Here is a 23,415-nt window from a genome sequence, read left to right as displayed (position 1 = left end):
CGGGGCGGAATGGAGGGTTGCGGTCTGCGATCACGTGTTCATTGAAGCGGAGTGATCACGATGCGTGTCGCCTTGCGTGTGTCCTTGCGTATGTCCTTGGCCTTGACGTTGGCCCTCGTGAACGCGGCTGCCGACGCGGCAACGGCACATCACCGGCGCGTGCGACAGCACCTCATCATTGCTCCAAGCGAACAGCCTGCGCCTTCGGGCTGGTACAGATATCCAGGCTTTGGGCCGATCCCGCCGGGCGAGAACCGGAATCTCGATCCGTCGACCCGCGGCAGCGGCTGACGCCGTTAGCGCCGGGATCCGTCGGTGATACGCTGCTCGAGTGTGGCGATGGTGCCCTTGAGATTGGCGCACCGCTCGTTGAGCGACCTTGCCAGGATTGGATACCTTGCGTCCGATCGGTCGTAAATTCCCGTGCGCGCTTCTTCGGTCGCGATGTCGGCTTCGATCTGCTGGCAGGCGCGGGCCAGGTCGGACAGCATCTTGCTGATCGTCGACTCGCGTCCGGCGCGTCCGCGGGCTGTCTCAAAACGATGATGCATGTTCATTTGCGGGCTCCGAATGTCTGAGTTCGGCACAGGGAACAGCTGGCGCCGAACCGTTCACGGAGACATCGCAAATTGCCTGCCAGTTGCGGGCCCGCAGGACTACGGTCGGGGCGGTCTGGCGCGGAAGAGGCCACCGGCGGGCGCAGCCTTGGTCTCGCCGGCTAGTCGCGGCGCCAGGCCGGAATGCAGGCGCTGAGCGCGGCGCGCTTGTAGTCGCGCGCGGCATCCTGATCTCCGGTCTGTTCGGCAAACCTGACTGCGGCCTCCATGTCCTGAGCGGCGGACGCGCTGTCGCAGAACAGGCTGTGAATGTCGGCCCGGTAGCGATAGGCCCTATAGTTCATCGGGTTGTATGACAGCGCCAGATTGTAGTTGCCTTGCTCCTCGGCGGCGCCTCGGCGCGCTTCATCGGACTGGCTGTTGAAGTTGGCGAGGCGATTGAGCGACTGCAATGTCCCGAGCTCCATGTAACGGAGAGACATCGCGCCAAAACTCGCAGGAAGAGCTTCGCGCGACGGAGAAGGTTGCGTCGCCGCAGTGTTCGCGCGCTCAATTTCGATCTTCTTGTATTTGATGGCGTTGGCGTAATCCCGCAAGCTCTCGAACGTGCTCGATATTTCCCCGTTGATCGGCGCAAGATAGGCGGTCGAGAGCCGTCGATCCCTGAGCAGGTTGAGGCATGCCCGAATCTTGGTCTGGGGCGGCGCGACATCGCGACATTCCCTGTCAACCACACCCCACGCGTCGCGGGCATGTACCCTTGGCGGCGGCTGCGCAGCCGGCAGAACGAGAGCCAGCGCGAAGCAGATCGCTATCCTGAGACCGCGGCTTGGGCCGTTCATCCCAATTCTTCTTATGTCGTCTCTTATGTCGTAGCGTACAGCCCGATCCCGACCAGGCGGAGGATCGTTCATGACGATTTGATGCCAGATAATCCGGCCGAGGGAAAGCTGACACCCAGCATGGATGGACGCAAAGTGGGGCCGTCCGTGACTGGGAAAGGCCGAACGGCCCCAGCCGGCCGGTAGCACCAAAATGGAAGAAAGCGGCCGGCGCTCCAGCTACGGTATCGCCCGCCAAATGGTTTCACCGGCCAAGCAAGGTCGCGGTCGTGCGATCCCTTTCGCGCGGTTGGGTCAGATCACCTTTGCTTCCTTGACCGTTCCTGCAGGCAATGCGGCTGCTCGCTATGAGTGCGCAGGGCCGGCTTGGCGACAGGTCGTTAGGACGAACGCCGCCTTGCTGCATTGCCATTGGCTGCCGAGTGCAGCGCTCGAGACGGGCCGCGGGGCGGCGATGATCGCCAGCACGACGACCATGCAAGCCAGCGACGTTGCGAAGACGAGCCTGGTTACCTTGGGCGAAAAGCACTGCCGTAGCCAGGGACCGAGGTCGGCGGAGCGACGAAGCTGGGCATTGTGCAAAACCCGGTCGAGATCCTGGAATTGAACGCCGCTGTCTTGCTGCATGGCTCTACTCCGGAAAATATTCAGGTGAATGAAAACAATGCGGGGATGCTGAGCGCGGTTTGTTGCGCGCTCGCTTCGCGGCGGTGGAAATGATGTTTCATTCACGCGGAGGTGAATGCCGGTGTCCAGGCGAGGCTTGCTGCCAGCGATCGCCTCTATCAAACCGTGTCCAACCGTGTGCCCCCAACGGTCCGGAAGTGGTGCGGCGCCTTTTCAGGCGAACAGCCGGGTGGCGCTGTTGGCGACCACCACCCTGAAAGGGGGCGCGCGGAACGACCGTCTCAAGCGAAGCTGAACATGCTTGCGCTGAGCTGTCCGGGCGCGATGCCGATCAGCCAGGCGGCGTTGCCGGCCGCGTCCGTGATGATCGTGGTGTTGATGCCGGGCGAATAGAACTCGGCTGCCTGAACATCGGCAAACGAATGGAGCGACGTAGCTGCGAAGCTCAGGAGGTCATTCACACCGCCCGTGTTGAAGTCCTCGATCACCATGACTCCAGATGAGGCATCGCTGATCAGGAATGTATCCCTCCCGCCGCCGCCCCACGCGTAGTCAACCCCGCCATCGCCGCTGATGAGGTCGTTACCGGAGCCCATCAGAAACACGTCGACGCCGCTGCCGCCCGTGACTGTGTCGCCTCCGTTGGAGCCGTAGACGTAGTTCTGGCCCGAACCGCCATAGATGACGTTGCCGTCGCTCTCGCCTGACGAGATGAAGATGTTCAGCCCGGAACCGCCGAACATGGTGTCGACGCCAGCGCCGCCGTAAAAATAGTTCGTGCCGGCTCCGCCATAGAGCAGGTCGCTCCCGGCTTCGCCGAACATCACGTTGACATCGGACGCCGACGCTCCCCCCGAGCCGAACAGCGCATCGTTGCCGTCGCCGCCATACAGGTAGTTGAAGCCCGTGCCGCCATAAAGCGCGTCATTTCCGCTGCCGCCAAGCAGGACATCAGTGCCGTCGCCGCCGAACAGAAAGTCGTCGCCTCCGTAGGCATAGATGTAGTCGTTGCCGCCGAAAGCGTAGATGGCATCGGCCGCATTGCTTCCAAGCAGAACATCATTCGCCGCCGAGCCGTTGGTGACGACGGTGCCGGCTGGGACATCCGGTTGGCCGGAGGCCGGTCCATAAAGTGCCTGAATGCCGTCGATGTCCGACTGCGTCAGATTGGTCACGCCGGCGCTAGCGTAGGTGTTCATGATGGCCGGGCCGCCGTCGTAATGAGCGAGGCCCAGCGCATGGCCGATTTCGTGGGTCGCGACGGCCTCGAAACTTATTCCTCCCGAAAGCTCCAAGCCGCTGGACGTAGACGAGTAAGTCTCGGCCTGGTCAAAGCTGATCGTGACATCGGGCAGAAAGTCGCCGTTGGAGTAGTAGTACGAGGTCTCTGCCAGGATCCCGTAAGGGCCGTCAAAAGTGCCGAGTCCAAAACGGATGTCGGCGCTGGCAGAATCCGCCACCTCGACGAACGTCACATCGGCCACGGCAGACCATCGCCTCAAGGCATCGATGATTTCCTGCTCATATTCACCGGGCTGAAAAAACGCCGAGTATGTCTCGGGCTGCCCCGAGAAATTGGCCGTGGCAAAACTCCACGTGATGGTCTTCGATGACCAGACGGGTCCTTCCAAGTTGTAGTCGGCCATGGAGCTTGCTGCCTGTTGCGTCTCACCGGAAGCCAATATCGCGATACTTCGCTTCCGAAGCTTTATCTCGTCCGATTTGTGGTGCCGAAAAGGTAAATAAAGTTCTGTGAGGTCAACCGTCCGGGGCTGGCCATAAGCTCCGGAAAGCAGGGCGATCGGCACCATGAGGGTGAGACGGCAACCCTCCAGCAAGCTGCAATGAGTTCGAATTGCGGCCGGAGGTGCATAGACACCGGTTCCCGGACTGCGGTTCCCGACACCACGCTCGCACCATCGTCTACCTTTGGTAGTGCTGCGAGCTTGCTATACTCCCTTACTATACTCTGTGACCGGGATATGCGGAGGACGCCATGACAACGTACGTTGGAACGCTGAGCGACGACGACCACGCCGCAACTGCAGGTGAGGACGTATTTTATGGACTAGACGGCAACGATACGCTCGTTGCGACGATGACCGGTAGCGTCATCTATGGCGGCAATGGCAACGATAGCCTCAGTTCGAGCATCTCTCACGAGGATTCAGCCATAATCTACGGCGGCGAAGGCAATGACACTCTGTCAGCCTTCGATTCGACCTTGTCAGGAGATGGAGGCGACGATTCCATCCAGGGCCAAGGCAGTTTCCTTTATGGCGGCGAAGGCAATGATACGATCACCACGGGCTGGGACGGGTCTTTCCGTCTGGGGAACGCCTATGGTGGCCTCGGTAACGACGTCATCACTGGACCGGGGTCTGCGATCGACGGCGGCGCCGGCGATGACACGATCTATGGCGGCACCATCGGCTTGGGTAACACCCTGACTGTGCTCCAGGGCGGCGATGGAAACGACAGTATTATCATCAGTAGCTCCGGATCAGTCACCGACCGGCTGATGGCCTACGGAGGACAGGGCAACGACAGCATTTACGGCGGCCAGGGCGCGGACACCCTTATCGGCGATCAAGGTGTCGACCTGCTCGAAGGCAACGCGGGCGATGATTACCTGTACATGCCGTCCGGCGGAGGCACGGCCCTATGGAGGCGACGGCAACGATGTCGCTGTTGGCTCTGGCGCCAATGACGTGCTGATTGGCGATGCCGGCGACGATACCGCCTACGGATACGGAGGTAACGACTACCTCTACGGGGGAGCCGGCAACGACGTGATGTTTGGCGGCGACGGCACCGATGTGCTGTTGGGCGGTGCAGGCAACGACTATTTCGATGGCGGCACCGGCGTGAACTATTATTTCGGCGGTGGCGGCAACAACACTTTTGTCTCCAACGATGTGCCGAGCGTCCAGGTGATTCAGGATTTCAATGCCGCCACCGACACGGTGCAACTGAACGGCACAGGCTTCAGTTCGTTTGCGGACGTGCTGTCGCACTCCTACCAGAACGGCGCCTACTTCGTCGTCCAGGTCGACAGCGACACGTCGGTGTGGCTGAACGGCGCGACCTCGAGTACCGTTAGCGCGTCCAATTTCAACATTGTGTCTTAGCTGCTGCGGTCCGTTGGATGCACGATGGAAGCCGCGACTCGCTGCGGAAGCCCGATCCGGCGGAATAGGAAAAGAAAGCCCGCTTGTATCAGGCGAGCGGGCTCAATCAAAAGTGCCGAAATTCTGTGGCGATTTCAACGGGCTGGCGGAGAGGGAGGGATTCGAACCCTCGATACAGCTTGAGACCGTATGACGCTTTAGCAAAGCGTTGCCTTCAGCCACTCGGCCACCTCTCCGGTGGCGCCGATATGCCCGAGTGGGCGCTGAGCCGCAAGCGGCAGATTCAGATTGCGACAAGGTGATTTGGTGGCACCGCGGTCTCCGGCGGCCCGCGGGCGGGCACCGAGCCCTTATATCGCGCATCGGCTAGCCGGCGCCGGCTCGGATCATGGACGGAAATATAAGATGTAACAATGACTTAGACTGAAGATGGGGCGGGGGCCGGAGGCGCGTCGCCGCACGGCTGTTGAAAACCGGCCGCAACGGCTCATTCAACCCCGGTGCCGCGATGCAGGTCGGCCTCGATCTGCAATCGGGTGCCGCCGCCGAACCGGGCGCGATAGACCTGCAGGTTCTCCATGATCCGCTGGACGTAGTTCCGCGTCTCCGAGAATGGAATCAGCTCGACCCAGTCGACCGCGTCGACCTTGGGGTCGCGCGGGTCGCCATAGCGCTCGATCCACTTCCGCACGCTGCCGCGGCCGGCATTGTAGGCGGCGAAGGTCAGGATGTAGGAGCCGCGATAGTCCTCGAGCAGGCCGCCGAGCTCGGCAGCGCCGAGCATCGCGTTGTAGACCGGGTCGGTCTTCATCCGGTTGAGGTCGAAGCCGATGCCGGCGCGCTTGGCGACGTAGCGTCCGGCGTCCGGCGTCACCTGCATCAAGCCGTAGGCCTGCGCCGGCGACACCACCGCCGGATTGAACGCGCTCTCCTGCCGCGCAATCGCGTAGACCACGCTCTGCTCGACCTCGGGCCCGACCTGGCGGAACGAGGGGATGCCGTTGACCGGATAGGCGTAGTGGTCGAACGGCAGGCCGCGGTTGAGTGCGGCCTTGCCCATCAGCAGCATGCCGCGGGCATCGCCGTGGCGCGCGGTGAGCTCGCCGAGGCCGGCCAGCGCTTCCGGATCGCCGTTGTCGCCCATGTCGCCGAAGATCGGGATCGCGAGCTCGCGGGCGTCGATTTCGTAGAGCAGGGCGACCGCGCGCACGATCTCGAGCCGGTCGGCGCCGCGGCCGCGCGGCGCGCTGTTGAGCTCGATCTGCGGCAGGCCGAGTTTTGCGCGCGCGAGCTGGCCGTAATAGCTGGTGGATTGTTCGGCCGCGCGCCCGTAGGCGGCGCGCGCCTCCTGGCTGCGGCCGGCGGCCTCCGCGGCGCGGCCCTGCCAATAGCCGGCGCGCGCCAGCGCCGTCGGGTTGGCGCTGCCGACGCCGATCCGCGCGAAATGCTGGGCGGCGAGGGCGGGATCGTTGAGGAAGCGCAGCGCGATCCAGCCCGCGGTGAATTCCTGCTCGGTCTTGTAGATGTCGCGCGCCGGCAGCGCCGCGTCGCGCGCGATCAGATAGGCGGTGCGAAACTCGTTGACGTCGATCATCTTGCGCGCCAGCAGCCGGCGCTCGACCCACCATTCGTCGACGTTGTAGAGGCGCGCAGCGTCCCTCGGCGCGCTCAGCATCAGCTGCGCGGCTTCGGCGAATTTCTCCTCGCGGCGGAGCAGCTGGATCTTGGCGAACAGATAGCCGGTGTCGCCGGACAATTCGCGCGGCACCTCTTCGAGCAGCGCGCGCAGGTTCGAGCCCTTGCGGTTGGCCGCGATCCGCGCTTTGGCCAGCGCCAGATAGCCGGAGCCGAGGCGCTTGGCCGCGCGGATGCCGGCGGCCTCGTTGTCGGTGCCGTAGAGCATGGTGTCCATGCGCGCCTTGTGATCGCCGGCGGTCAGGAACGAGCCGAACATCTCGAGCGCGGCGGATTCGGTGTCCTCGCTCATCGGATCGTTGCGCCAGGCCTCGCGTACCAGGCGCTCGGCATTGCCGCGGTCGCCGCGCCCGAGCATCACCTTGGCGAGCGCGAGCCGGCCCTTGGCCGAGACCGGCGATTCATTCTGGAACCAGCCCCAGACAACGGAGTCGTCGCGACGGTCGTCCCACAGCGAGGCTTCGATGCGGCGGCGCAGGAACGTCTGCGACGGCCAGCTCGGATTGGCGTCGAGGAAGGCGCGGTAGCGTTCGACCGAGGCGCCATTGTCCTCGCTGCGCAGGATCAGCCATTCGGCAAGCTTGCGCGCGACCGGATCGGAGATCGAGGCCTCGGCCTCGGTGGCATCCGACGGCTTGCGCTTGCGCAACAGCTCGACGACGCCGGCGAGCGCTTCCTTGTCCGACTGCGACGTCGACGATGTCGCGGCGATCGCCGCAGGCAGCACCGGCTTGCGCGCGATCGGCGCGGCATGCTGGCGGGTCGCCGGAACCAGCGCGGGCGCGGGCACCGACCTGGTCGAGATCGTTCCTGTTGCAGCCGGCGCAGTGTGCTTTGATGTCGCGGAAGCGGTGGTCTTGGATTCGGTGGACTTAGGGGGCGTGGTCTTGTGGGCCTCGGCCTTGGGAGCGGCCTTGGCGCCGTCTGTCTTGGCGCCGTCCGTCTTGGCCGTGCCGGACTTTGACGCGGTCGTCTTGGCAGCGTCGCTCTTGGCTGCGCTGTGTTTGGTTTCGCCGCTCTTGGTCGCGGCCGGCTTGGAAGGCACCGGCTTCGCGGTCGAGCTCTTGGGAGTGGTGCTCTTGGGAGCCGCACTCTTCGGCGCGGCCGGCTTCGCAGCGCTGGATTTGGCAGTCGTGTCCTGGGCAGCCGGCTTGGCTGCGGGCGCGTCTTCGGCGGCCCATGCACTGGCCGTGACGGCGGCAAGGCCGACGACGAGCGCCAGGCTCGTCGCCAGCGCCGTCGATCGCAATGTGCCTGCGCGGGCGGATCGGATCACAGAAGTCCTCTGCGGCCCCGAATCATCGGATCGTTCGGGCCATGGGTTCTTATTTGATTGAAAACGTAGACAAAATACTAAGAAGCCTGCCGGTGCGGCTGTTTGCGCCAGCACAACGGCAAAATCGCGGCTGGAACCGGCTGGGAATAGGTACGGTGCGGCCCTTTCGCCTGTCGGCCAGACCCGATATGAATTGCCTTTCATGGCGTTTCGCAACAACCGGGTGCCGGTTGCACGGACGTGAAGCACGACAACAACAAGGGTCCGTCGACCTAGCCTTTAGCCTGAAGCGTTTGGAGGAAGTCCATGGCAGCCAAGACAAAATTCCGGGGATCATTCACTGCCTTGGTGACGCCCTTCAAAAACGGCGCGGTCGATGAGGCGGCGTTCCGCGGTCTCGTGAACTGGCAGATCGCGGAAGGGACCCACGGCCTGGTGCCGGTCGGCACCACCGGCGAGAGCCCGACGCTGAGCCATGACGAGCACAAGCGGGTGGTCGAGTGGTGCATCGCGGAGGCCAAGGGCCGGGTGCCCGTGATCGCCGGCGCCGGCTCCAATTCGACCAAGGAGGCGATCGAGCTCGCCGAGCATGCCGAGAAGGCCGGCGCCAACGCCGTGCTGGTGGTGACGCCGTACTACAATAAGCCGACCCAGGAAGGCCTGTATCAGCACTTCAAGGCGATCAACGATGCGATCGGCATTCCGATCATCATCTACAACATTCCGCCGCGCTCGGTGATCGACATGTCGGTCGACACCATGAAGCGGCTGTTCGAGCTGAAGAACATCGCCGGCGTCAAGGACGCGACCGCGAGCATGGTGCGGGTCTCGCAGCAGCGCGCCGCGATGGGCGAGGACTTCAACCAGCTGTCCGGCGAGGACGCCACCATCATCGGCTACATGGCCCATGGCGGCCATGGCTGCATCTCGGTGACCTCGAACGTCGCGCCGCGGCTGTGCTCGGAATTCCAGACCGCCTGGCAGAAGGGCGACGTCACCACCGCGCTCAAGATCCACGACAAGCTGATGCCGCTGCACACCAACCTCTTCATCGAGAGCAATCCGGCGCCGGTGAAGTATGCGATGTCGCTGCTCGGCAAGCTCGACGAGAAGCTGCGTTTGCCGATGGTGCCGGTTTCCGAGCCGACCCGTCAGGCGGTCCGCAGCGCCATGGTGCATGCCGGCCTGATCAACTGAACTGGGACTGTACTGCCGTGAACACTACCGCGCGCAATGTCGAGCAGAAGGGGATGGGGATGCTGAAGGAATTCCGCGATTTCGCCATGAAAGGCAATGTCGTCGACCTCGCCGTCGCGGTCATCATCGGCGCGGCCTTCGGCGCGATCGTCACTTCCTTGGTCAACGACATCATCATGCCGATCGTCGGCATGATTGGTGGCCTCGACTTCAACAACTATTTCATCCCGCTGGCAAAGAACGTGGACGCGAAAAATCTCGTCGACGCCAAGAAGCAGGGTGCGGTGCTCGCCTACGGCAGCTTTCTTACCCTGGTCGTGAACTTTATCATCGTCGCCTTCGTGCTGTTCATCGTGATCCGCCTGATGAGCCAGTTCAAGCGCAAGGAAGAGGTCAAGCCCGCCGAGCCGCCGAAGCCGTCCGACGAGGTCGTGCTGCTGACGGAAATCCGCGACCTCCTCAAGAAGAGCTAAAGTGGCCGAGAAGAACGAACGCCCGATCAAGGTTGTCGCCGAGAACCGAAAGGCCCGCTTCAACTACGCCATCGAGGACACCATCGAGGCCGGCATTTCGCTGACCGGCACCGAGGTGAAGTCAATCCGCAGCGGCAAGAGCACGATCGCGGAATCCTATGCGGATTCCAAGGACGGCGAGATCTGGCTGATCAACGCCAATATCCCGGAATATCTGCAGGCCAACCGCTTCAACCACGAGCCGAAACGGCCGCGAAAACTGCTGCTGCACCGCAAGCAGATCAACAAGCTGCTTGGCGCGGTCGACCGCGAGGGCATGACGCTCATTCCGCTCAAGCTGTACTTCAACGAGCGCGGCCGTGCCAAACTGCTGCTCGCGGTCGCCAAGGGCAAGAAGCTGCACGACAAGCGCGAGAGCGAGAAGAAGCGCGACTGGAGCCGCGAGAAGGGCCGCCTGATGCGGGCGCGCGGGTAGAGCGAGTAGCGAATGGCGAGTGGCGAATAGGGAAGGACATCCTTTTTCAATTCGCTATTCGCCACTCGCCATTCGCCACTTCTTGGAGCCGGACATGACGCAATCGAGCCTGACCGACGTCGACTGGAGCAAGATCCCCCCGCCGACCGACGATGGCGGCGCGGCGCATCTTGCCGGCATGACGATCCCGCCGGTGACCCTGCGGGCCACCAACGACATGTCGGTGACGCTGTCGGCGCTCGAGGGCCGCACCGTGGTGTTCGCCTATCCGCGAACCGGCGAGCCCGGCAAGATCGGGCTGGTCGATGATTGGGACATGATCCCGGGTGCCCGCGGCTGCACGCCGCAGACCTGCGCGTTCCGCGACCTGTTCGCCGAGCTCAAGGCGGCCGGCGCCGCGCAGGTGTTCGGGCTGTCGACGCAAAGCAATGCCTATCAGACCGAGATGGCCTCGCGCCTGCATCTGCCGTTTCCGGTGCTGTCGGACGAAGCGCTGGAGCTGACGCGCGCGCTGAGATTGCCGACGATGGCGGTCGCGGGCCTGACCCTGATCAGGCGGCTCGCCCTTGTGATCGACGACGCGCGCATCAGCCACGTGTTCTATCCGGTGTTTCCGCCCGACCGGAACGCCGGCGACGTGCTGGAATGGCTGCAGGCCAATCCGCGAAAGGACTAGCGCGATACGAAGTCTTGGGGCCGTCGCACGTGCGTTGCCAAAATACCGAGGAACAACCCCGTGCAAAGGAGCCGGCCGCGGCCGGCGCTCGACCAGGCAGCTTGACACGTCGGGCAACTCAGGGATGTTCTTCTATTATTCCGAAATAGTGCAGGGTGTCCCCCGACGTTTGCGGGGTTGCGTTTCGCAAAGCGGATACCGGAACGCGCGCTAGCCGAGCTCCTCGCGCACGGTCGCGAACACCTTGCGGAACATGTCGGTCGTCAGCACGCCGGTGTTGGTGTTGTAGCGCGAGCAGTGGTAGCTGTCGTAGAGCTTGAATTTGCCTGCGTTATGCACTGCGCCGTGCACAAAGGGCGCTGCGGCCAGGCGAATGTCCAACGCCCGCAATGTTGATTCGTGCGCGATTCGGCCAAGCAGCACGATCGCGCGCAGCTTCGGCATCGTCGCGATGGTGGCGCGGAGGAACTGCCGGCAGGTGTTGATCTCGGCCGGCAGCGGCTTGTTCTGCGGCGGCACGCAGCGCACCGCGTTGCTGATCCGCGCGTCGACCAGCTTCATGCCGTCGTCCGGGCGCGCCTGATAGACGCCGCTGGCGAAGCCGTATTCGAGCAAGGTCGCGTAGAGCAGGTCGCCGGCGTAATCGCCGGTGAAGGGACGGCCGGTGCGGTTGGCGCCCTGCATGCCGGGCGCCAGGCCAACGATCAGCAGCCGCGCATTCGGATCGCCGAACGAGTCCACCGGCGAGTTGAACCAGTCCGGGTTGCGCGTGCGGGCTTCTGCGCGGAAGTCGGCCAGCCTTGGGCAGAGCTGACAGTTGCTGTCGGGTCGCGTCGCAGCAGTGACGAGATTACTCGTCGAAATCGTCATCGGCTCCCCGTGGGGCCATGGTGGTCGCACGCTGCAGGAATTGCGGGGAGTGGTGACGCGGTTCGCGGGGCTCGCGGGGGGCCGGACGTTCGGACGGATCGCGGCCGAGCTTGGATTGCAGCTCGACGAGATCGGTGAAGACGTCGGCCTGGCGGCGCAGCTCGTCGGCGATCATCGGCGGCTGGCTGGCAATCGTCGAGATGACGGTGACGCGAACGCCGCGGCGCTGCACGGCCTCGACCAGCGAGCGGAAGTCGCCATCGCCGGAAAACAGGATCATCTGGTCGATATGCTCGGCGAGTTCCATGGCATCGACCGCGAGCTCGATGTCCATGTTGCCCTTTACCTTGCGGCGGCCGCTGGCGTCGATGAATTCCTTGGTCGCCTTGGTGACGACGGTGTAGCCGTTGTAGTCGAGCCAGTCGATCAGCGGACGGATCGAGGAGTACTCCTGATCCTCGATGATCGCCGTGTAGTAGAACGCGCGAAGCAGCGTGCCGCGACTCTGGAATTCCTTGAGAAGGCGCTTGTAGTCGATGTCGAAGCCCAGCGTCTTTGCGGTGGCGTAAAGATTGGCTCCGTCGATGAAGAGCGCGATCTTGTTGGAAACAGGTGACGACATCAAAGTGTTCTCGCGTGGTTGTTAGTGTTCTTAGCGCGGCGGTGATCAACCGCGCGCAATTTCCGGCGCTGCTGCCTAAAGTTCTGTGAATCTTTCCCCACGACAGTCACCACCGCAATTATGGTGAGGCGAGGGCAAAAAGCCTAGACCTTTGACATTGCAATCGAGAGATTTACTTGTCCGGGACAGCAACCAAGCCATGTCGTCAGACGCTCCGGCCCTTCTGGCCCCGGCAGACCGGGTTATCAGAGCCAGTTGGGAAGGCAAATCACAAATTTTACCTTGCGAAACCGGGACCAGCCCTATAACTAACCCTCATAACCTACATGTTCGATCCCTTTTACCACGGAGCGCCTCGAGATGGCTCGCGTCACCGTCGAAGATTGCATTGATAAGGTCGACAATCGTTTCGACCTCGTCCTGTTGGCTGCGCATCGCGCCCGGATGATCTCGTCGGGGTCGCAACTCACGGTTGATCGCGACAATGACAAGAACCCGGTCGTTTCGTTGCGGGAGATTGCCGATTCGACGATCTCGCCGGAAGACCTCAAGGAGGAACTGGTGCACTCCCTGCAGAAGTTCGTCGAGGTCGACGAGCCCGAGCCGGACACGGTGCCGCTGATCGGTTCCGCCGGCGCCAGCGTCGATGCCGACGACACCGAGGTCGCGGTCGAGCGGATGACCGAGGAAGAGCTGCTGAAGGGCCTCGAGGGCCTCGCGCCCCCGGAAGAGCAGCCCGAGGAGGACGAGTAGGCGCGTCGTTCAGCTCTTCGTTTCGCACGGATTTGAAAAAGGCCCGGACACTGCTCCGGGCCTTTGCTTTTGTTGACAATTTCGCTGTTACGGTGCGTCCTATGCGGGCGCGGGAATTTGAATGGTTCCGGGGCCCGCGCGGGGTGCAGCTTCATTCAAAAGCGCACTAGATTGAGGAACAGGGGACATCCGGTCCCGCGCGAGAGGCAGCGAGTTCATGGCGTATCGACGCCGCAGTTCCATCCAGATGCAGGCTGCAACCGAAACGGTCGCGGTGGCGCCGGCGTCGTCCGCGGCGGAGCGGCCGGCCAAGCCGCGAACGCGCATGATGCGACAATATGACCTCGTCGAGCGCGTCCGTTCCTACAACCCCGACACCAACGAAGACCTGCTCAACCGCGCCTATGTCTACGCCATGAAGGCGCACGGCACGCAGACGCGTGCCTCCGGCGATCCCTATTTCTCGCATCCGCTCGAAGTCGCCGCGATCCTCACCAACCTCAAGCTCGATGATGCCACCATCGTGGCGGCGCTGCTGCACGACACGATCGAGGATACCGAAGCGACGCGGGCCGAGATCGACCATGTGTTCGGCCACGAGATCGGCGCACTGGTCGAAGGCCTCACCAAGCTGAAGCGGCTGGAACTGGTGTCGCGCGAGGCCAAGCAGGCCGAGAATCTGCGCAAGCTGCTGCTGGCGATCGCCGACGACGTCCGCGTGCTGCTGATCAAGCTCGCCGATCGCCTGCACAACATGCGGACCATGGAATTCATGCCGCCGGCGTCGCGCCGCCGCATCGCCGAGGAGACGCTGGATATCTATGCGCCGCTGGCCGGCCGCATGGGTATGCAGGAGATGCGCGAGGAGCTCGAGGACCTGTCGTTCTTCGTGCTCGACCCCGAGGCCTATGCGGTGGTCAAGCAGCGGCTCGATTCACTGGCCGAGCGCAACCGCAATCTGATCGGCGAGATCGAAACCCAGCTCTCCAAGAACCTGCAGAAGAACGGCATCACCGCGCGGGTGTTCGGCCGCCGCAAGCAGCCGTTTTCGATCTGGACCAAGATGGAGCGCAAGTCGGTCGGGTTCGAGCAGCTGTCCGACATCTACGGCTTCCGCATCATCCTCGACGATGTCGGCGCCTGCTACCGCGCGCTCGGCATCGTCCACACCACCTGGCCGGTGGTGCCGGGCCGCTTCAAGGACTACATCTCGACCCCGAAGCAGAATGATTACCGGTCGATCCACACCACGGTGATCGGACCGGGCAAGCAGCGCGTCGAATTGCAGATCCGCACCGAGGAGATGAACCAGATCGCCGAGTTCGGCATCGCCGCGCATGCCTTCTATAAGGAGGGGGCGGGCTCGCCGCATGAGCGGCTGAAGCACGAGTCCAACGCCTTCGCTTGGCTGCGCCACACCATCGGCATCCTCTCCGAGAGCTCCAATCCGGAGGAGTTCCTGGAGCACACCAAGCTCGAGCTGTTCCACGACCAGGTGTTCTGCTTCACCCCGAAGGGTAAGCTGATCGCGCTGCCGCGCAACGCCAACGTGATCGATTTCGCCTATGCGGTGCACACTGGTGTCGGCAACAGCGCGGTCGGCTGCAAGATCAACGGCAAGTTCGCGCCGCTGTCCTCCGAGCTGCAGAACGGCGACGAGGTCGAGGTCTTGACCTCGAAGGCGCAGTCGGCGCCGCCGTCGGCCTGGGAGGCGCTCGCCCGCACCGGCAAGGCGCGCGCCGCGATCCGCCGTGCCACCCGCGATGCGGTGCGCGACCAGTATGCCGGTCTCGGCCGCCGCATCGTCGACCGCCTGTTTGCCCGCGCCAAGATCGAATATGCCGACGACAAGCTGAAGGGCGCGTTGCCGCGGCTCGCGCGCAGCTCGATCGAGGAGGTGATGGCCTCGGTCGGCCGCGGCGAGATCAAGGCGTCCGACGTCGCGCGCGCGATGTATCCCGACTACAAGGAAGAGCGGCTGGTGCGCTACGGCGCCAAGAAGGGGCTCGCCGCCAAGCTGAAGACGCAGAATCCGCCGCATCCGGCGCGCGCCACCTCGGTGATCCCGGTGCGCGGCATCAATTCCGACCTGCCGGTGAAGTTCGCGCCGAACGGCGGCGCGGTGCCGGGCGACCGGATCGTCGGCATCGTCACGCCGGGCGAGGGGATCACGATCTATCCGATCCAGTCGCCGGCGTTGAAGGATTTCGAGGAGGAGCCGGAGCGCTGGCTCGACGTGCGCTGGGACATCGACGAGACCATGCCGCAGCGCTTCCCGGCGTGCATCCTGGTCCATAACGTCAACGAGCCGGGCAGCCTCGCCCAGATCGCGACCGTAATCGCCGAGCATGACGGCAATATCGACAACATCCACATGTCGCGGCAATCGCCTGATTTCACCGAGCTGACCATCGATCTTGAGGTCTATGACCTCAAGCATCTCAGCGCTATCATCGCGCAGCTGCGCGCCAAGGCCGTCGTCGCACGGGTCGAGCGCGTCAATGGTTGAAGAACGACGCGCGGCTCCCGCGCGCGCATGACACGACTAGGTTTGCAGGTCAGAAAATGTCGAAGGCTCCTCCGCTCCGTCTTGGTATCAATGTCGATCACGTCGCGACCCTGCGCAACGCGCGGGGCGGGGCGCGGCCCGATCCGGTGCGGCTGGCGCTTGCCGCGATCGCAGCCGGCGCCGACGGCATCACCGCGCATCTGCGCGAGGATCGCCGCCACATCCGCGACGAGGACATGGCGCGGCTCAAGGCCGAGATCTCCAAGCCGCTGAATTTCGAGATGGCGGCGACCGACGACATGATGCGGATTTCGCTCGCCACCAAGCCGCACGCGGTTTGCCTGGTGCCGGAACGGCGCCAGGAACTCACCACCGAAGGCGGTCTCGACGTGGTCGGCCAGCACAACGCGCTGGCGCCGTTCATCGCGCGGCTCAATGATGCCGGCATCCGGGTCTCGCTGTTCATTGCCGCCGATCCCAGGCAGATCGAGATGGCCGCGAAGCTGAAGGCGCCCGTCATCGAGATCCACACCGGCGGCTGGTGCGATGCTGTGGTCGACGGCCACAAGGACAAGGCGGAGGCCGAGTGGACCCGGATCGTGGCCGGCGCACGGCTTGCGCAGGCGGCCGGGCTCGAGGTCCATGCCGGGCACGGGCTCGACTACGAGACCGCGCAGACGATCTCCGCGCTGCCCGAAATCCGTGAGCTGAACATCGGCTATTTCATGATGGGCGAGGCGTTGTTCGTCGGCATCGCCGAGACAGTGCGCGAGATGCGGGCGGCGATGGACCGCGGCCGCGCCAAGGCGGGCGCGGTCGGCGCATGATCATCGGCATCGGCTCCGATCTGATCGACATCACCCGGGTCGCGAAGGTGATCGAGCGCCATGGCGAGCGCTTCCTCGATCGCATCTTCACCGACGCCGAGCGCGCCAAGGCGATGCGCCGCGCCAACAACGAGAAGATGGTGGTCGCGACCTACGCCAAGCGCTTCGCCGCCAAGGAGGCTTGCTCCAAGGCGCTCGGCACCGGTATCCGGCGCGGGGTGTGGTGGAAGGACATGGGCGTGGTGAACATGCCGGGTGGGCGGCCGTCGATGCGGCTGACCGGCGGGGCGCTGGCCCGGCTCCAGGAACTGACGCCCGAAGGCATGCAGGCGCAGATCGACCTGTCGATCACGGACGATTGGCCGCTGGCGCAGGCCTTCGTCATAATTTCGGCGGTTGCCGCGGCCAGATGAGCCGGCGGCGCCGGAATTTTGCCGGAAAACTTCAGCAAACCCTGAAATCATTGACATTTCAATGAATTGCGAAGTTTTGACGCGGCGATTGATTGCGCCCCTGCGAACAACCGTCTAAAACGCCGCAGGGTATATCGAGCGAGACGCGGATTCCGGGCTCAGGCCGGAATTTGCCCTCAAGATCAGAATCAAGGCCATTTTCCTCACGCGAGGGCCGAGCGCTTCGCGCGAAGAGAACGTTCTGCCACCGCGTGGACATCAAGGCCCACGGGAATTGGGAAAGCAATGAGCGTGACCACCGGGACCAAATCTGAAAGCGGCTTGGGCGAAACCATCCGCGTCGTCATCCATGCCCTTCTGATCGCGCTCGTGATCCGCACCTTCCTGTTCCAGCCGTTCAACATCCCCTCCGGGTCGATGAAGGCGACGCTCTTGGTCGGCGACTATCTGTTCGTCTCGAAATATTCCTACGGCTACAGCCACTATTCGATCCCGTTCTCGCCGAACATCTTCTCCGGCCGCATCTTCGGCTCGGAGCCGAACCGCGGCGACATCGTGGTGTTCCGCCTGCCGCGCGATGACTCCACCGACTACATCAAGCGCGTCATCGGCCTGCCGGGCGACCGCATCGAGGTCAAGAACGGGCTGCTCTACATCAACGACGAGCCGGTCAAGCGGGAGCGGCTGAGCGATTACGTCGGCGAGGACCCCTGCGGCTCAGGCGATGCCGCGACCCACGTCAAACGCTGGAAGGAGACGCTGCCGAACGGCGTCAGCTATGAGGCGCTGGACTGCCAAGACAACAGCTACATGGACAACACCATCGTCTACACCGTTCCGCCCGGGCATTTCTTCATGATGGGCGACAACCGCGACAACTCCACCGACAGCCGCTTCCTGTCGCAGGTCGGCTACGTGCCGTTCGAGAACATCATCGGGCGGGCCCAGATGATCTTCTTCTCGATCGCCGAGGGTGAGCAGGCCTGGATGATCTGGCGCTGGCCGTTCGCGGTGCGATGGAATCGCCTATTCTCCATCGTGCGATGAACGACGATACCGCAGCCATCAACGATCAAGCGCCGCCCGGCGAGCCGAGCCAGACGCCTGCCGCCGACAGCACAGCCGCGCCGAAGAAGCGGCGCAGCAAGGCGGTCAAGGCCGCCGAGGCCAAGGCCGCGATCGCGGGCACCGAGGCGCGCATCGGCTACACCTTCGCGGATCCCGCGCTGCTGACCACCGCGTTCACCCACGTCTCGGCGCTGAAGCCCGCCACCCGCAACCGCGCCGACAGCTACCAGCGGCTGGAATTCCTCGGCGACCACGTGCTCGGGCTGATCGTCTCCGACATGCTGTTCCGGGCGTTCCCGAAGGCCGACGAGGGCGAATTGTCGAAGCGGCTCGCCGACCTCGTGCGCAAGGAGAGCTGCGCCGACGTCGCCAAGTCGCTCGGGCTGCTCGAGGACATCAAGCTCGGCATGGTGAAGGCGGTCGAGGGCGCGCGGCTGCGCAAATCCGTGCTCGGCGATATCTGCGAGGCAGTGATCGGGGCGATCTTCCTCGACGGCGGCTACGAGGCGGCGCGCCAGTTCGTCGAGCGCAACTGGACCGAACGGATGCACAAGCTGCGCCGGCCGCTGCGCGATCCCAAGACCGTGTTGCAGGAATGGGCGCAGGGCAAGGGATTGCCGACGCCGGTCTATCGCGAGGTCGAACGCACCGGCCCGCACCACGATCCGCAATTCCGCGTTGCGGTCGACCTGCCGGGGCTGGCTTCCGCCGAGGGCCTCGGCGGCAACAAGCGCGCGGCCGAGAAGGCAGCAGCATCCGCGATGATCGAGCGCGAAGGCGTCGGCACCAATGACTGACGAAGCCAAAGAACAGGCGGAGGCACAGGGCGATGCGACGCGCTGCGGCTTCGTCGCGCTGATCGGCGCGCCCAATGTCGGCAAGTCGACGCTGGTCAACGCGCTGGTGGGCTCCAAGGTCACCATCGTCTCGCGCAAGGTGCAGACCACGCGCGCGCTGATCCGCGGCATCGTGATCGAGGACAACGCACAGATCATCCTGGTCGACACGCCCGGCATCTTCGCGCCGCGCCGCCGGCTCGACCGCGCCATGGTGTCGACCGCCTGGAGCGGCGCCCACGACGCCGACCTCGTCTGCGTGCTGCTCGACGCCAAGTCGGGCATCGACGAGGAGGCCAATGCGATCCTGGCCAAGCTCGAGAGCGTCGCGCATCCGAAGATCCTGGTGCTCAACAAGGTCGATCTCGTGCAGCGCGAGAAGCTCTTGGCGCTGGCGCAGGCCGCCAACGAGCGGATGCGCTTCGAGCACACCTTCATGATCTCGGCGCTGTCGGGCGACGGCGTCGACGATCTGCGCCGGACGCTGGCCAGGATGGTGCCCGCCGGGCCGTTCCTCTATCCCGAGGACCAGATGTCGGATGCGCCGATGCGCCATCTGGCGGCCGAGATCACCCGCGAGAAGATCTACAGCCATCTGCATCAGGAACTGCCGTATCAGTCGACGGTCGAGACCGACAGCTGGACCGACCGCAAGGACAAGTCGATCCGCATCGAGCAGACGATCTTCGTCGAGCGCGAAAGCCAGCGCAAGATCGTGCTCGGCAAGGGCGGCGCCACCATCAAGTCGATCGGCGCGCAGGCCCGCGCCGAGATCGCCGAGATCATGGGCGTGCCGGTGCATCTGTTCCTGTTCGTCAAGGTGCGCGAGAACTGGGGCGACGATCCCGATCGCTACAAGGAAATGGGACTGGACTTCCCGAAGGAATAGAGCCGGCGTTTGCTAATGGACGTGCCCCAAGCGATGAACGTGCCCAGGAACGTGCTGTGGTTCGAAGTGCTGCTCTATCTGTCGCTGACGCTCGACGCGTTGTCGGTGGCGTTCCAGGACCGCACGCCGACCGATGTCAGAACCGATCAGATGATCATGGGCGAGACGCTGACCGCCGGCTGCATGATCCTGCTCCTGATGTATTTCGTCCGGCTCGCCGCGCGACATCGCAAGAACTGGCCGCGCTGGGCGCTGGCCGCGATGCTGGTGCTGTCGGCGATCTCGCTGGTGCAGGTGATCGGCGACAAGGGCCTGGAGATCGACAGCGCGATCGAGATCGTGTCCTGCATCCTGACCGCGGCCGGGCTGTATTACTCCTTCACCGGCGACGCGCAGGGCTGGTTCAACGCGTAGGGGTTCCGCTGTCATTCCGGGGCGGTCCGCAGGACCGAACCCGGAATCTCGAGATTCCCGGTGCGCAGTTGCGCACCTGAGGGTTCGATGCTTCGCATCGCCCCGGAATGACGTGCCGAGATCGCTGCGTCCACCCTCGGAATCCTGATAGACTTCCGACCATGGAATGGACCGACGAAGGCATCGTGCTGGGCGTGCGGCGGCATGGCGAATCCTCCGCCATCGTCGAGCTGTTGACGCGCGAGCACGGCCGCCATCTCGGCCTGGTGCGCGGCGGCGCCGGCTCGCGGATGCGGCCGCTGCTGCAACCCGGCAACAGCGTCACCGCGGTATGGCGGGCGCGGCTCGACGAGCATCTCGGCATGTACGCGCTGGAGGGCACGCGACTGCGGGCGGCGACGCTGTCATCGCACGCGGTCTATGGCGTCACGCATCTGGCGGCGCTCGCCCGGCTGCTGCCGGAGCGCGATCCGCATGAAGACATCTACGAGATGCTGCAGGGGACGCTCGACGACTTCGACGACACTGGCGTCGCCGCCGTGCACGTGATCCGGTTCGAGCTCGCGATGCTGACCGAGCTCGGCTTCGGGCTCGACCTCGACAATTGCGCGGCCACCGGCGAGACCACCGACCTGATCTATGTATCGCCGAAATCCGGCGGCGCGGTGTCGCGCAGCGCCGGCGAGCCGTGGCGCGACCGGCTGTTGCCGTTGCCGGCGTTCCTGCGCGAAGGCGAGGGCGGCGCCAACAGCTGGTCGGACCAGGACCTGCGCGACGGCTTCCAGATCACCGGCCTGTTCCTGCTCCGCCATGTGCTGGAGCCACGCGGCCAGGGCCATTCCGACGCCCGTGACGGATTTATCAACGCTGTCACCAGGCGGCGGAGCCGGACGGCGGTTCCGTAAGGCCGATTCGGGTCCTAAATTCCCGCCGATTCGCGGCTTGCCCGATTCACCGCCAGGGTTTAACGCCTCCCCATGGGAAAACGACAGATACCGCCGGAAAAGCCGGCCGAAATTCACGAGGTGCCGCTGCGTGATGCGCTCGAGGAGCGCTATCTCGCCTATGCGCTCTCGACCATCATGCATCGCGCGCTGCCGGACGCCCGCGACGGGCTGAAGCCGGTGCACCGGCGCATCCTTTACGGCATGGACCTGCTCGGGCTCGACCCGCGCGCCGCATTCAAGAAGTCGGCCAAGATCGTCGGCGACGTGATGGGCTCGTTCCATCCGCACGGCGACCAGGCGATCTACGACGCCATGGTGCGGCTGGCGCAGGATTTCTCCTCGCGCTACCCGCTGGTCGACGGCCAGGGCAATTTCGGCAACATCGACGGCGATAATCCGGCCGCCTACCGCTACACCGAAGCCCGCATGACCGAGGTCGCGCGGCTGCTGCTCGACGGCATCGACGAGGACGGCGTTGAATTCCGCCTCAACTACGACGGCCAGTCGAAAGAGCCGGTGGTGCTGCCGGGCGGCTTCCCGAACCTGCTCGCCAACGGCGCGCAGGGCATTGCGGTCGGCATGGCGACCTCGATCCCGCCGCACAACGCGGCCGAGCTCTGCGACGCCGCGCTGCACCTGATCGAGAAGCCCGACGCCAAGTCGAAGGCGCTTTTGAAATGGGTCAAAGGTCCGGACTTCCCGACCGGCGGCATCGTGGTCGATTCCAAGGAATCGATCATCGAGGCCTACACCACGGGGCGCGGCTCGTTCCGCACCCGTTCGCGCTGGAGCGTGGAAGAGGGCGCCCGCGGCAGCTGGGTGGTCATCGTCACCGAGATCCCGTGGCTGGTGCAGAAGTCGCGGATCGTCGAGAAGGTCGCCGAGCTCATCAATGAGAAGAAGCTGCCGCTGGTCGCCGACATCCGCGACGAGTCGGCCGAAGATGTCCGGATCGTGCTCGAGCCGAAATCGCGCACCGTCGATCCGGCGCTGATGATGGAGTCGCTGTTCCGGCTGACCGAGCTGGAAAGCAAGATCTCGCTGAACCTGAACGTGCTGATCAAGGGCCGCATCCCGAAGGTGGTTGGCTTGGCCGAGTGCCTGCGCGAATGGCTCGACCATCTGCGCGACGTGCTGGTCCGCCGCTCCAACTTCCGCAAGGGCCAGATCGAGCACCGGCTCGAAATCCTGGGCGGCCATCTCGTCGCCTATCTGAACCTCGACAAGGTAATCAAGATCATCCGCACCGAGGACGAGCCGAAGCCGGTCCTGATCAAGACCTTCAAGCTGTCGGAGATCCAGGCCGAAGCCATCCTCAACATGCGCCTGCGCAATTTGCGCCGCCTGGAGGAGATGGAGATCCGCACCGAGGACAAAGAGTTGCGGAAGGAGCTGAAGGGGATCGAGGGCCTGCTCGCCTCCGAGCCCGAGCAGTGGGTCAAGGTCGGCGATCAGGTGCGCAAGGTCCGCGACATCTTCGGACCGAAGACGCCGCTCGGCAAGCGCCGCACCACCTTCGCCGATGCGCCTGAGCACGATCTCGCGGCGATCGAGGAAGCTCTCGTCGAGCGCGAGCCGTGCACCGTCGTGATCTCGGAGAAGGGCTGGGTGCGGACGCTGAAGGGCCATGTCGAGGACCTCTCGGGGCTCGCCTTCAAGACCGACGACAAGCTCGAGCACTCGTTCTTCGCCGAGACCACCTCGAAGCTGCTGCTGTTCGCCACCAACGGCAAGTTCTACTCGCTCGACGTGGCCAAGCTGCCGGGCGGCCGCGGCCATGGCGAGCCGATCCGTATGTTCATCGACCTCGAGCAGGACGCCGCGATCATCTCGCTGTTCGTCAACAAGGGTGAGCGCAAGTTCCTGATCGCGAGCAGCGAGGGCCAGGGCTTCGTCGTCAAGGAAGAGGACTGCGTCGGCAACACCCGCAAGGGCAAGCAGGTGCTCAATGTCGACATGCCGAACGAGGCCCGCGCGATCACGACCGTCAACGGCGACACCGTCGCGGTGATCGGCACCAACCACAAAATGGTGCTGTTCGGTCTCGACCAGGTGCCGGAGATGGCGCGCGGCCGCGGCGTGCGCTTGCAGAAATACACCAGCGCCTCGCTGTCCGACGTCGCGGTGTTCGACTCCAAGACCGGCCTGACCTGGAAGGACTCCGCCGGCCGCGAGCACAGCATGACCATGAAGGAACTGGCCGACTGGCGCGGCAACCGCGCCGATGCCGGCCGGCTTGCCCATGGCCTGCCGAAGTCGAACAAGTTCAATCGCGGCGTGGAGTAAACGCTTGGTAGCCCGGATGGAGCGAAGCGAAA

23 protein-coding genes and 1 tRNA gene are annotated in these 23,415 nt (G+C 64.2%); 16 read left to right on the top strand and 8 right to left on the bottom strand.

All coding sequences use genetic code 11. The annotated features are described in order from the left end of the window. Positions 1 to 296 precede the first annotated feature (296 nt). The 4 genes from ACVMB0_RS28755 to ACVMB0_RS28740 form a co-directional block, all read right to left on the bottom strand. Entirely contained in the window at positions 297 to 557 is a 261-nt protein-coding gene (locus ACVMB0_RS28755; protein ID WP_456797976.1) for a hypothetical protein, read from the bottom strand. Between the two features lie 161 nt (positions 558 to 718). Continuing rightward, positions 719 to 1,471 carry a hypothetical protein gene (locus ACVMB0_RS28750; protein WP_461348400.1) on the bottom strand — a complete coding sequence of 251 codons (753 nt, stop codon included), beginning with the start codon at positions 1,469 to 1,471 and terminating at the stop codon, positions 719 to 721. Positions 1,472 to 1,744: 273 nt separating this feature from the next. Next, positions 1,745 to 2,026, bottom strand: a complete 282-nt coding sequence (locus ACVMB0_RS28745; RefSeq protein WP_456754405.1) for a hypothetical protein — start codon at positions 2,024 to 2,026, stop codon at positions 1,745 to 1,747. A 281-nt stretch (positions 2,027 to 2,307) separates the two neighbouring features. Then, a complete protein-coding gene (locus ACVMB0_RS28740; protein ID WP_456797979.1) occupies positions 2,308 to 3,672 on the bottom strand; it encodes a matrixin family metalloprotease in 1,365 nt (454 codons plus the stop codon). Between the two features lie 350 nt (positions 3,673 to 4,022). Here ACVMB0_RS28740 and ACVMB0_RS28735 point away from each other — a divergent pair, with 350 nt between their 5' ends. Together ACVMB0_RS28735 and ACVMB0_RS28730 are read left to right on the top strand one after the other, a co-directional pair. Further along, positions 4,023 to 4,736 carry a calcium-binding protein gene (locus ACVMB0_RS28735; RefSeq protein WP_461348399.1) on the top strand — a complete coding sequence of 238 codons (714 nt, stop codon included), beginning with the start codon at positions 4,023 to 4,025 and terminating at the stop codon, positions 4,734 to 4,736. 1 nt (position 4,737) lies between these two features. Beyond that, a complete protein-coding gene (locus ACVMB0_RS28730) occupies positions 4,738 to 5,157 on the top strand; it encodes a calcium-binding protein (RefSeq protein WP_461348398.1) in 420 nt (139 codons plus the stop codon). A 143-nt stretch (positions 5,158 to 5,300) separates the two neighbouring features. On the opposite strand, the gene ACVMB0_RS28725 is transcribed toward ACVMB0_RS28730, so the two are convergent. After that, positions 5,301 to 5,393, bottom strand: a tRNA-Ser gene (locus ACVMB0_RS28725). Positions 5,394 to 5,644: 251 nt separating this feature from the next. Continuing rightward, positions 5,645 to 8,101, bottom strand: a complete 2,457-nt coding sequence (locus tag ACVMB0_RS28720; RefSeq protein ID WP_461349725.1) for a lytic transglycosylase domain-containing protein — start codon at positions 8,099 to 8,101, stop codon at positions 5,645 to 5,647. A gap of 333 nt (positions 8,102 to 8,434) precedes the next feature. Between ACVMB0_RS28720 and dapA the strand changes: the two genes are divergently transcribed. The 4 genes from dapA (at position 8,435) to ACVMB0_RS28700 (ending at position 10,949) form a co-directional block, all read left to right on the top strand. Beyond that, complete coding sequence (gene dapA, locus ACVMB0_RS28715) at positions 8,435 to 9,325, top strand: 4-hydroxy-tetrahydrodipicolinate synthase (RefSeq protein ID WP_461348397.1); 891 nt, start codon at positions 8,435 to 8,437, stop codon at positions 9,323 to 9,325. A gap of 59 nt (positions 9,326 to 9,384) precedes the next feature. Then, a complete protein-coding gene (gene mscL, locus ACVMB0_RS28710) occupies positions 9,385 to 9,798 on the top strand; it encodes a large conductance mechanosensitive channel protein MscL (RefSeq protein WP_461349724.1) in 414 nt (137 codons plus the stop codon). 1 nt (position 9,799) lies between these two features. Further along, positions 9,800 to 10,273: an SsrA-binding protein SmpB gene (smpB, locus tag ACVMB0_RS28705; protein ID WP_212013348.1), complete on the top strand. Its 474-nt coding sequence runs from the start codon at positions 9,800 to 9,802 to the stop codon at positions 10,271 to 10,273. Between the two features lie 94 nt (positions 10,274 to 10,367). Continuing rightward, positions 10,368 to 10,949, top strand: coding sequence for a peroxiredoxin (locus tag ACVMB0_RS28700; RefSeq protein ID WP_461348396.1), 582 nt, complete (start codon positions 10,368 to 10,370; stop codon positions 10,947 to 10,949). A 210-nt stretch (positions 10,950 to 11,159) separates the two neighbouring features. On the opposite strand, the gene ACVMB0_RS28695 is transcribed toward ACVMB0_RS28700, so the two are convergent. Both ACVMB0_RS28695 and ACVMB0_RS28690 read right to left on the bottom strand, forming a co-directional pair. Then, on the bottom strand, positions 11,160 to 11,819 hold the full coding sequence (locus ACVMB0_RS28695) for a uracil-DNA glycosylase (protein ID WP_461348395.1): 660 nt from the start codon (positions 11,817 to 11,819) through the stop codon (positions 11,160 to 11,162). Next, positions 11,800 to 12,441: a LabA-like NYN domain-containing protein gene (locus tag ACVMB0_RS28690; RefSeq protein WP_050422617.1), complete on the bottom strand. Its 642-nt coding sequence runs from the start codon at positions 12,439 to 12,441 to the stop codon at positions 11,800 to 11,802. Before ACVMB0_RS28690 ends, ACVMB0_RS28695 begins: the two co-directional genes overlap by 20 nt. A 360-nt stretch (positions 12,442 to 12,801) precedes the next feature. On the opposite strand from ACVMB0_RS28690, the gene rpoZ reads away from it, so the two are divergent. The 10 genes from rpoZ to parC all read left to right on the top strand — a co-directional run bounded on the left by rpoZ (position 12,802) and on the right by parC (position 23,383). Further along, complete coding sequence (rpoZ, locus tag ACVMB0_RS28685; RefSeq protein WP_016844003.1) at positions 12,802 to 13,194, top strand: DNA-directed RNA polymerase subunit omega; 393 nt, start codon at positions 12,802 to 12,804, stop codon at positions 13,192 to 13,194. A 217-nt stretch (positions 13,195 to 13,411) separates the two neighbouring features. Next, a complete protein-coding gene (locus ACVMB0_RS28680) occupies positions 13,412 to 15,703 on the top strand; it encodes a RelA/SpoT family protein (RefSeq protein ID WP_461348394.1) in 2,292 nt (763 codons plus the stop codon). A gap of 56 nt (positions 15,704 to 15,759) precedes the next feature. After that, the gene (locus ACVMB0_RS28675) at positions 15,760 to 16,530 is read left to right on the top strand and encodes a pyridoxine 5'-phosphate synthase (RefSeq protein WP_461348393.1); all 771 of its coding nucleotides are present in this window, start codon (positions 15,760 to 15,762) and stop codon (positions 16,528 to 16,530) included. Next, on the top strand, positions 16,527 to 16,943 hold the full coding sequence (gene acpS / locus ACVMB0_RS28670) for a holo-ACP synthase (RefSeq protein WP_461348392.1): 417 nt from the start codon (positions 16,527 to 16,529) through the stop codon (positions 16,941 to 16,943). Before ACVMB0_RS28675 ends, acpS begins: the two co-directional genes overlap by 4 nt. A gap of 285 nt (positions 16,944 to 17,228) precedes the next feature. Beyond that, complete coding sequence (gene lepB, locus ACVMB0_RS28665; RefSeq protein ID WP_456754414.1) at positions 17,229 to 17,990, top strand: signal peptidase I; 762 nt, start codon at positions 17,229 to 17,231, stop codon at positions 17,988 to 17,990. Next, positions 17,987 to 18,808: a ribonuclease III gene (gene rnc / locus ACVMB0_RS28660; RefSeq protein WP_461348391.1), complete on the top strand. Its 822-nt coding sequence runs from the start codon at positions 17,987 to 17,989 to the stop codon at positions 18,806 to 18,808. The genes lepB and rnc overlap by 4 nt, the downstream gene beginning before the upstream one ends. Further along, positions 18,801 to 19,736, top strand: coding sequence for a GTPase Era (gene era / locus ACVMB0_RS28655; RefSeq protein WP_461348390.1), 936 nt, complete (start codon positions 18,801 to 18,803; stop codon positions 19,734 to 19,736). The genes rnc and era overlap by 8 nt, the downstream gene beginning before the upstream one ends. A gap of 33 nt (positions 19,737 to 19,769) precedes the next feature. Beyond that, on the top strand, positions 19,770 to 20,150 hold the full coding sequence (locus tag ACVMB0_RS28650) for a hypothetical protein (RefSeq protein ID WP_456756528.1): 381 nt from the start codon (positions 19,770 to 19,772) through the stop codon (positions 20,148 to 20,150). A 161-nt stretch (positions 20,151 to 20,311) separates the two neighbouring features. Continuing rightward, complete coding sequence (recO, locus tag ACVMB0_RS28645; protein ID WP_461348389.1) at positions 20,312 to 21,055, top strand: DNA repair protein RecO; 744 nt, start codon at positions 20,312 to 20,314, stop codon at positions 21,053 to 21,055. Between the two features lie 72 nt (positions 21,056 to 21,127). Beyond that, positions 21,128 to 23,383 carry a DNA topoisomerase IV subunit A gene (parC, locus tag ACVMB0_RS28640; protein WP_461348388.1) on the top strand — a complete coding sequence of 752 codons (2,256 nt, stop codon included), beginning with the start codon at positions 21,128 to 21,130 and terminating at the stop codon, positions 23,381 to 23,383. Positions 23,384 to 23,415: the final 32 nt, after the last annotated feature.

It is taken from the genome of Bradyrhizobium sp. USDA 4451 (genome assembly GCF_054822585.1).
This window is presented reverse-complemented; position numbering and strand designations above follow the sequence as displayed.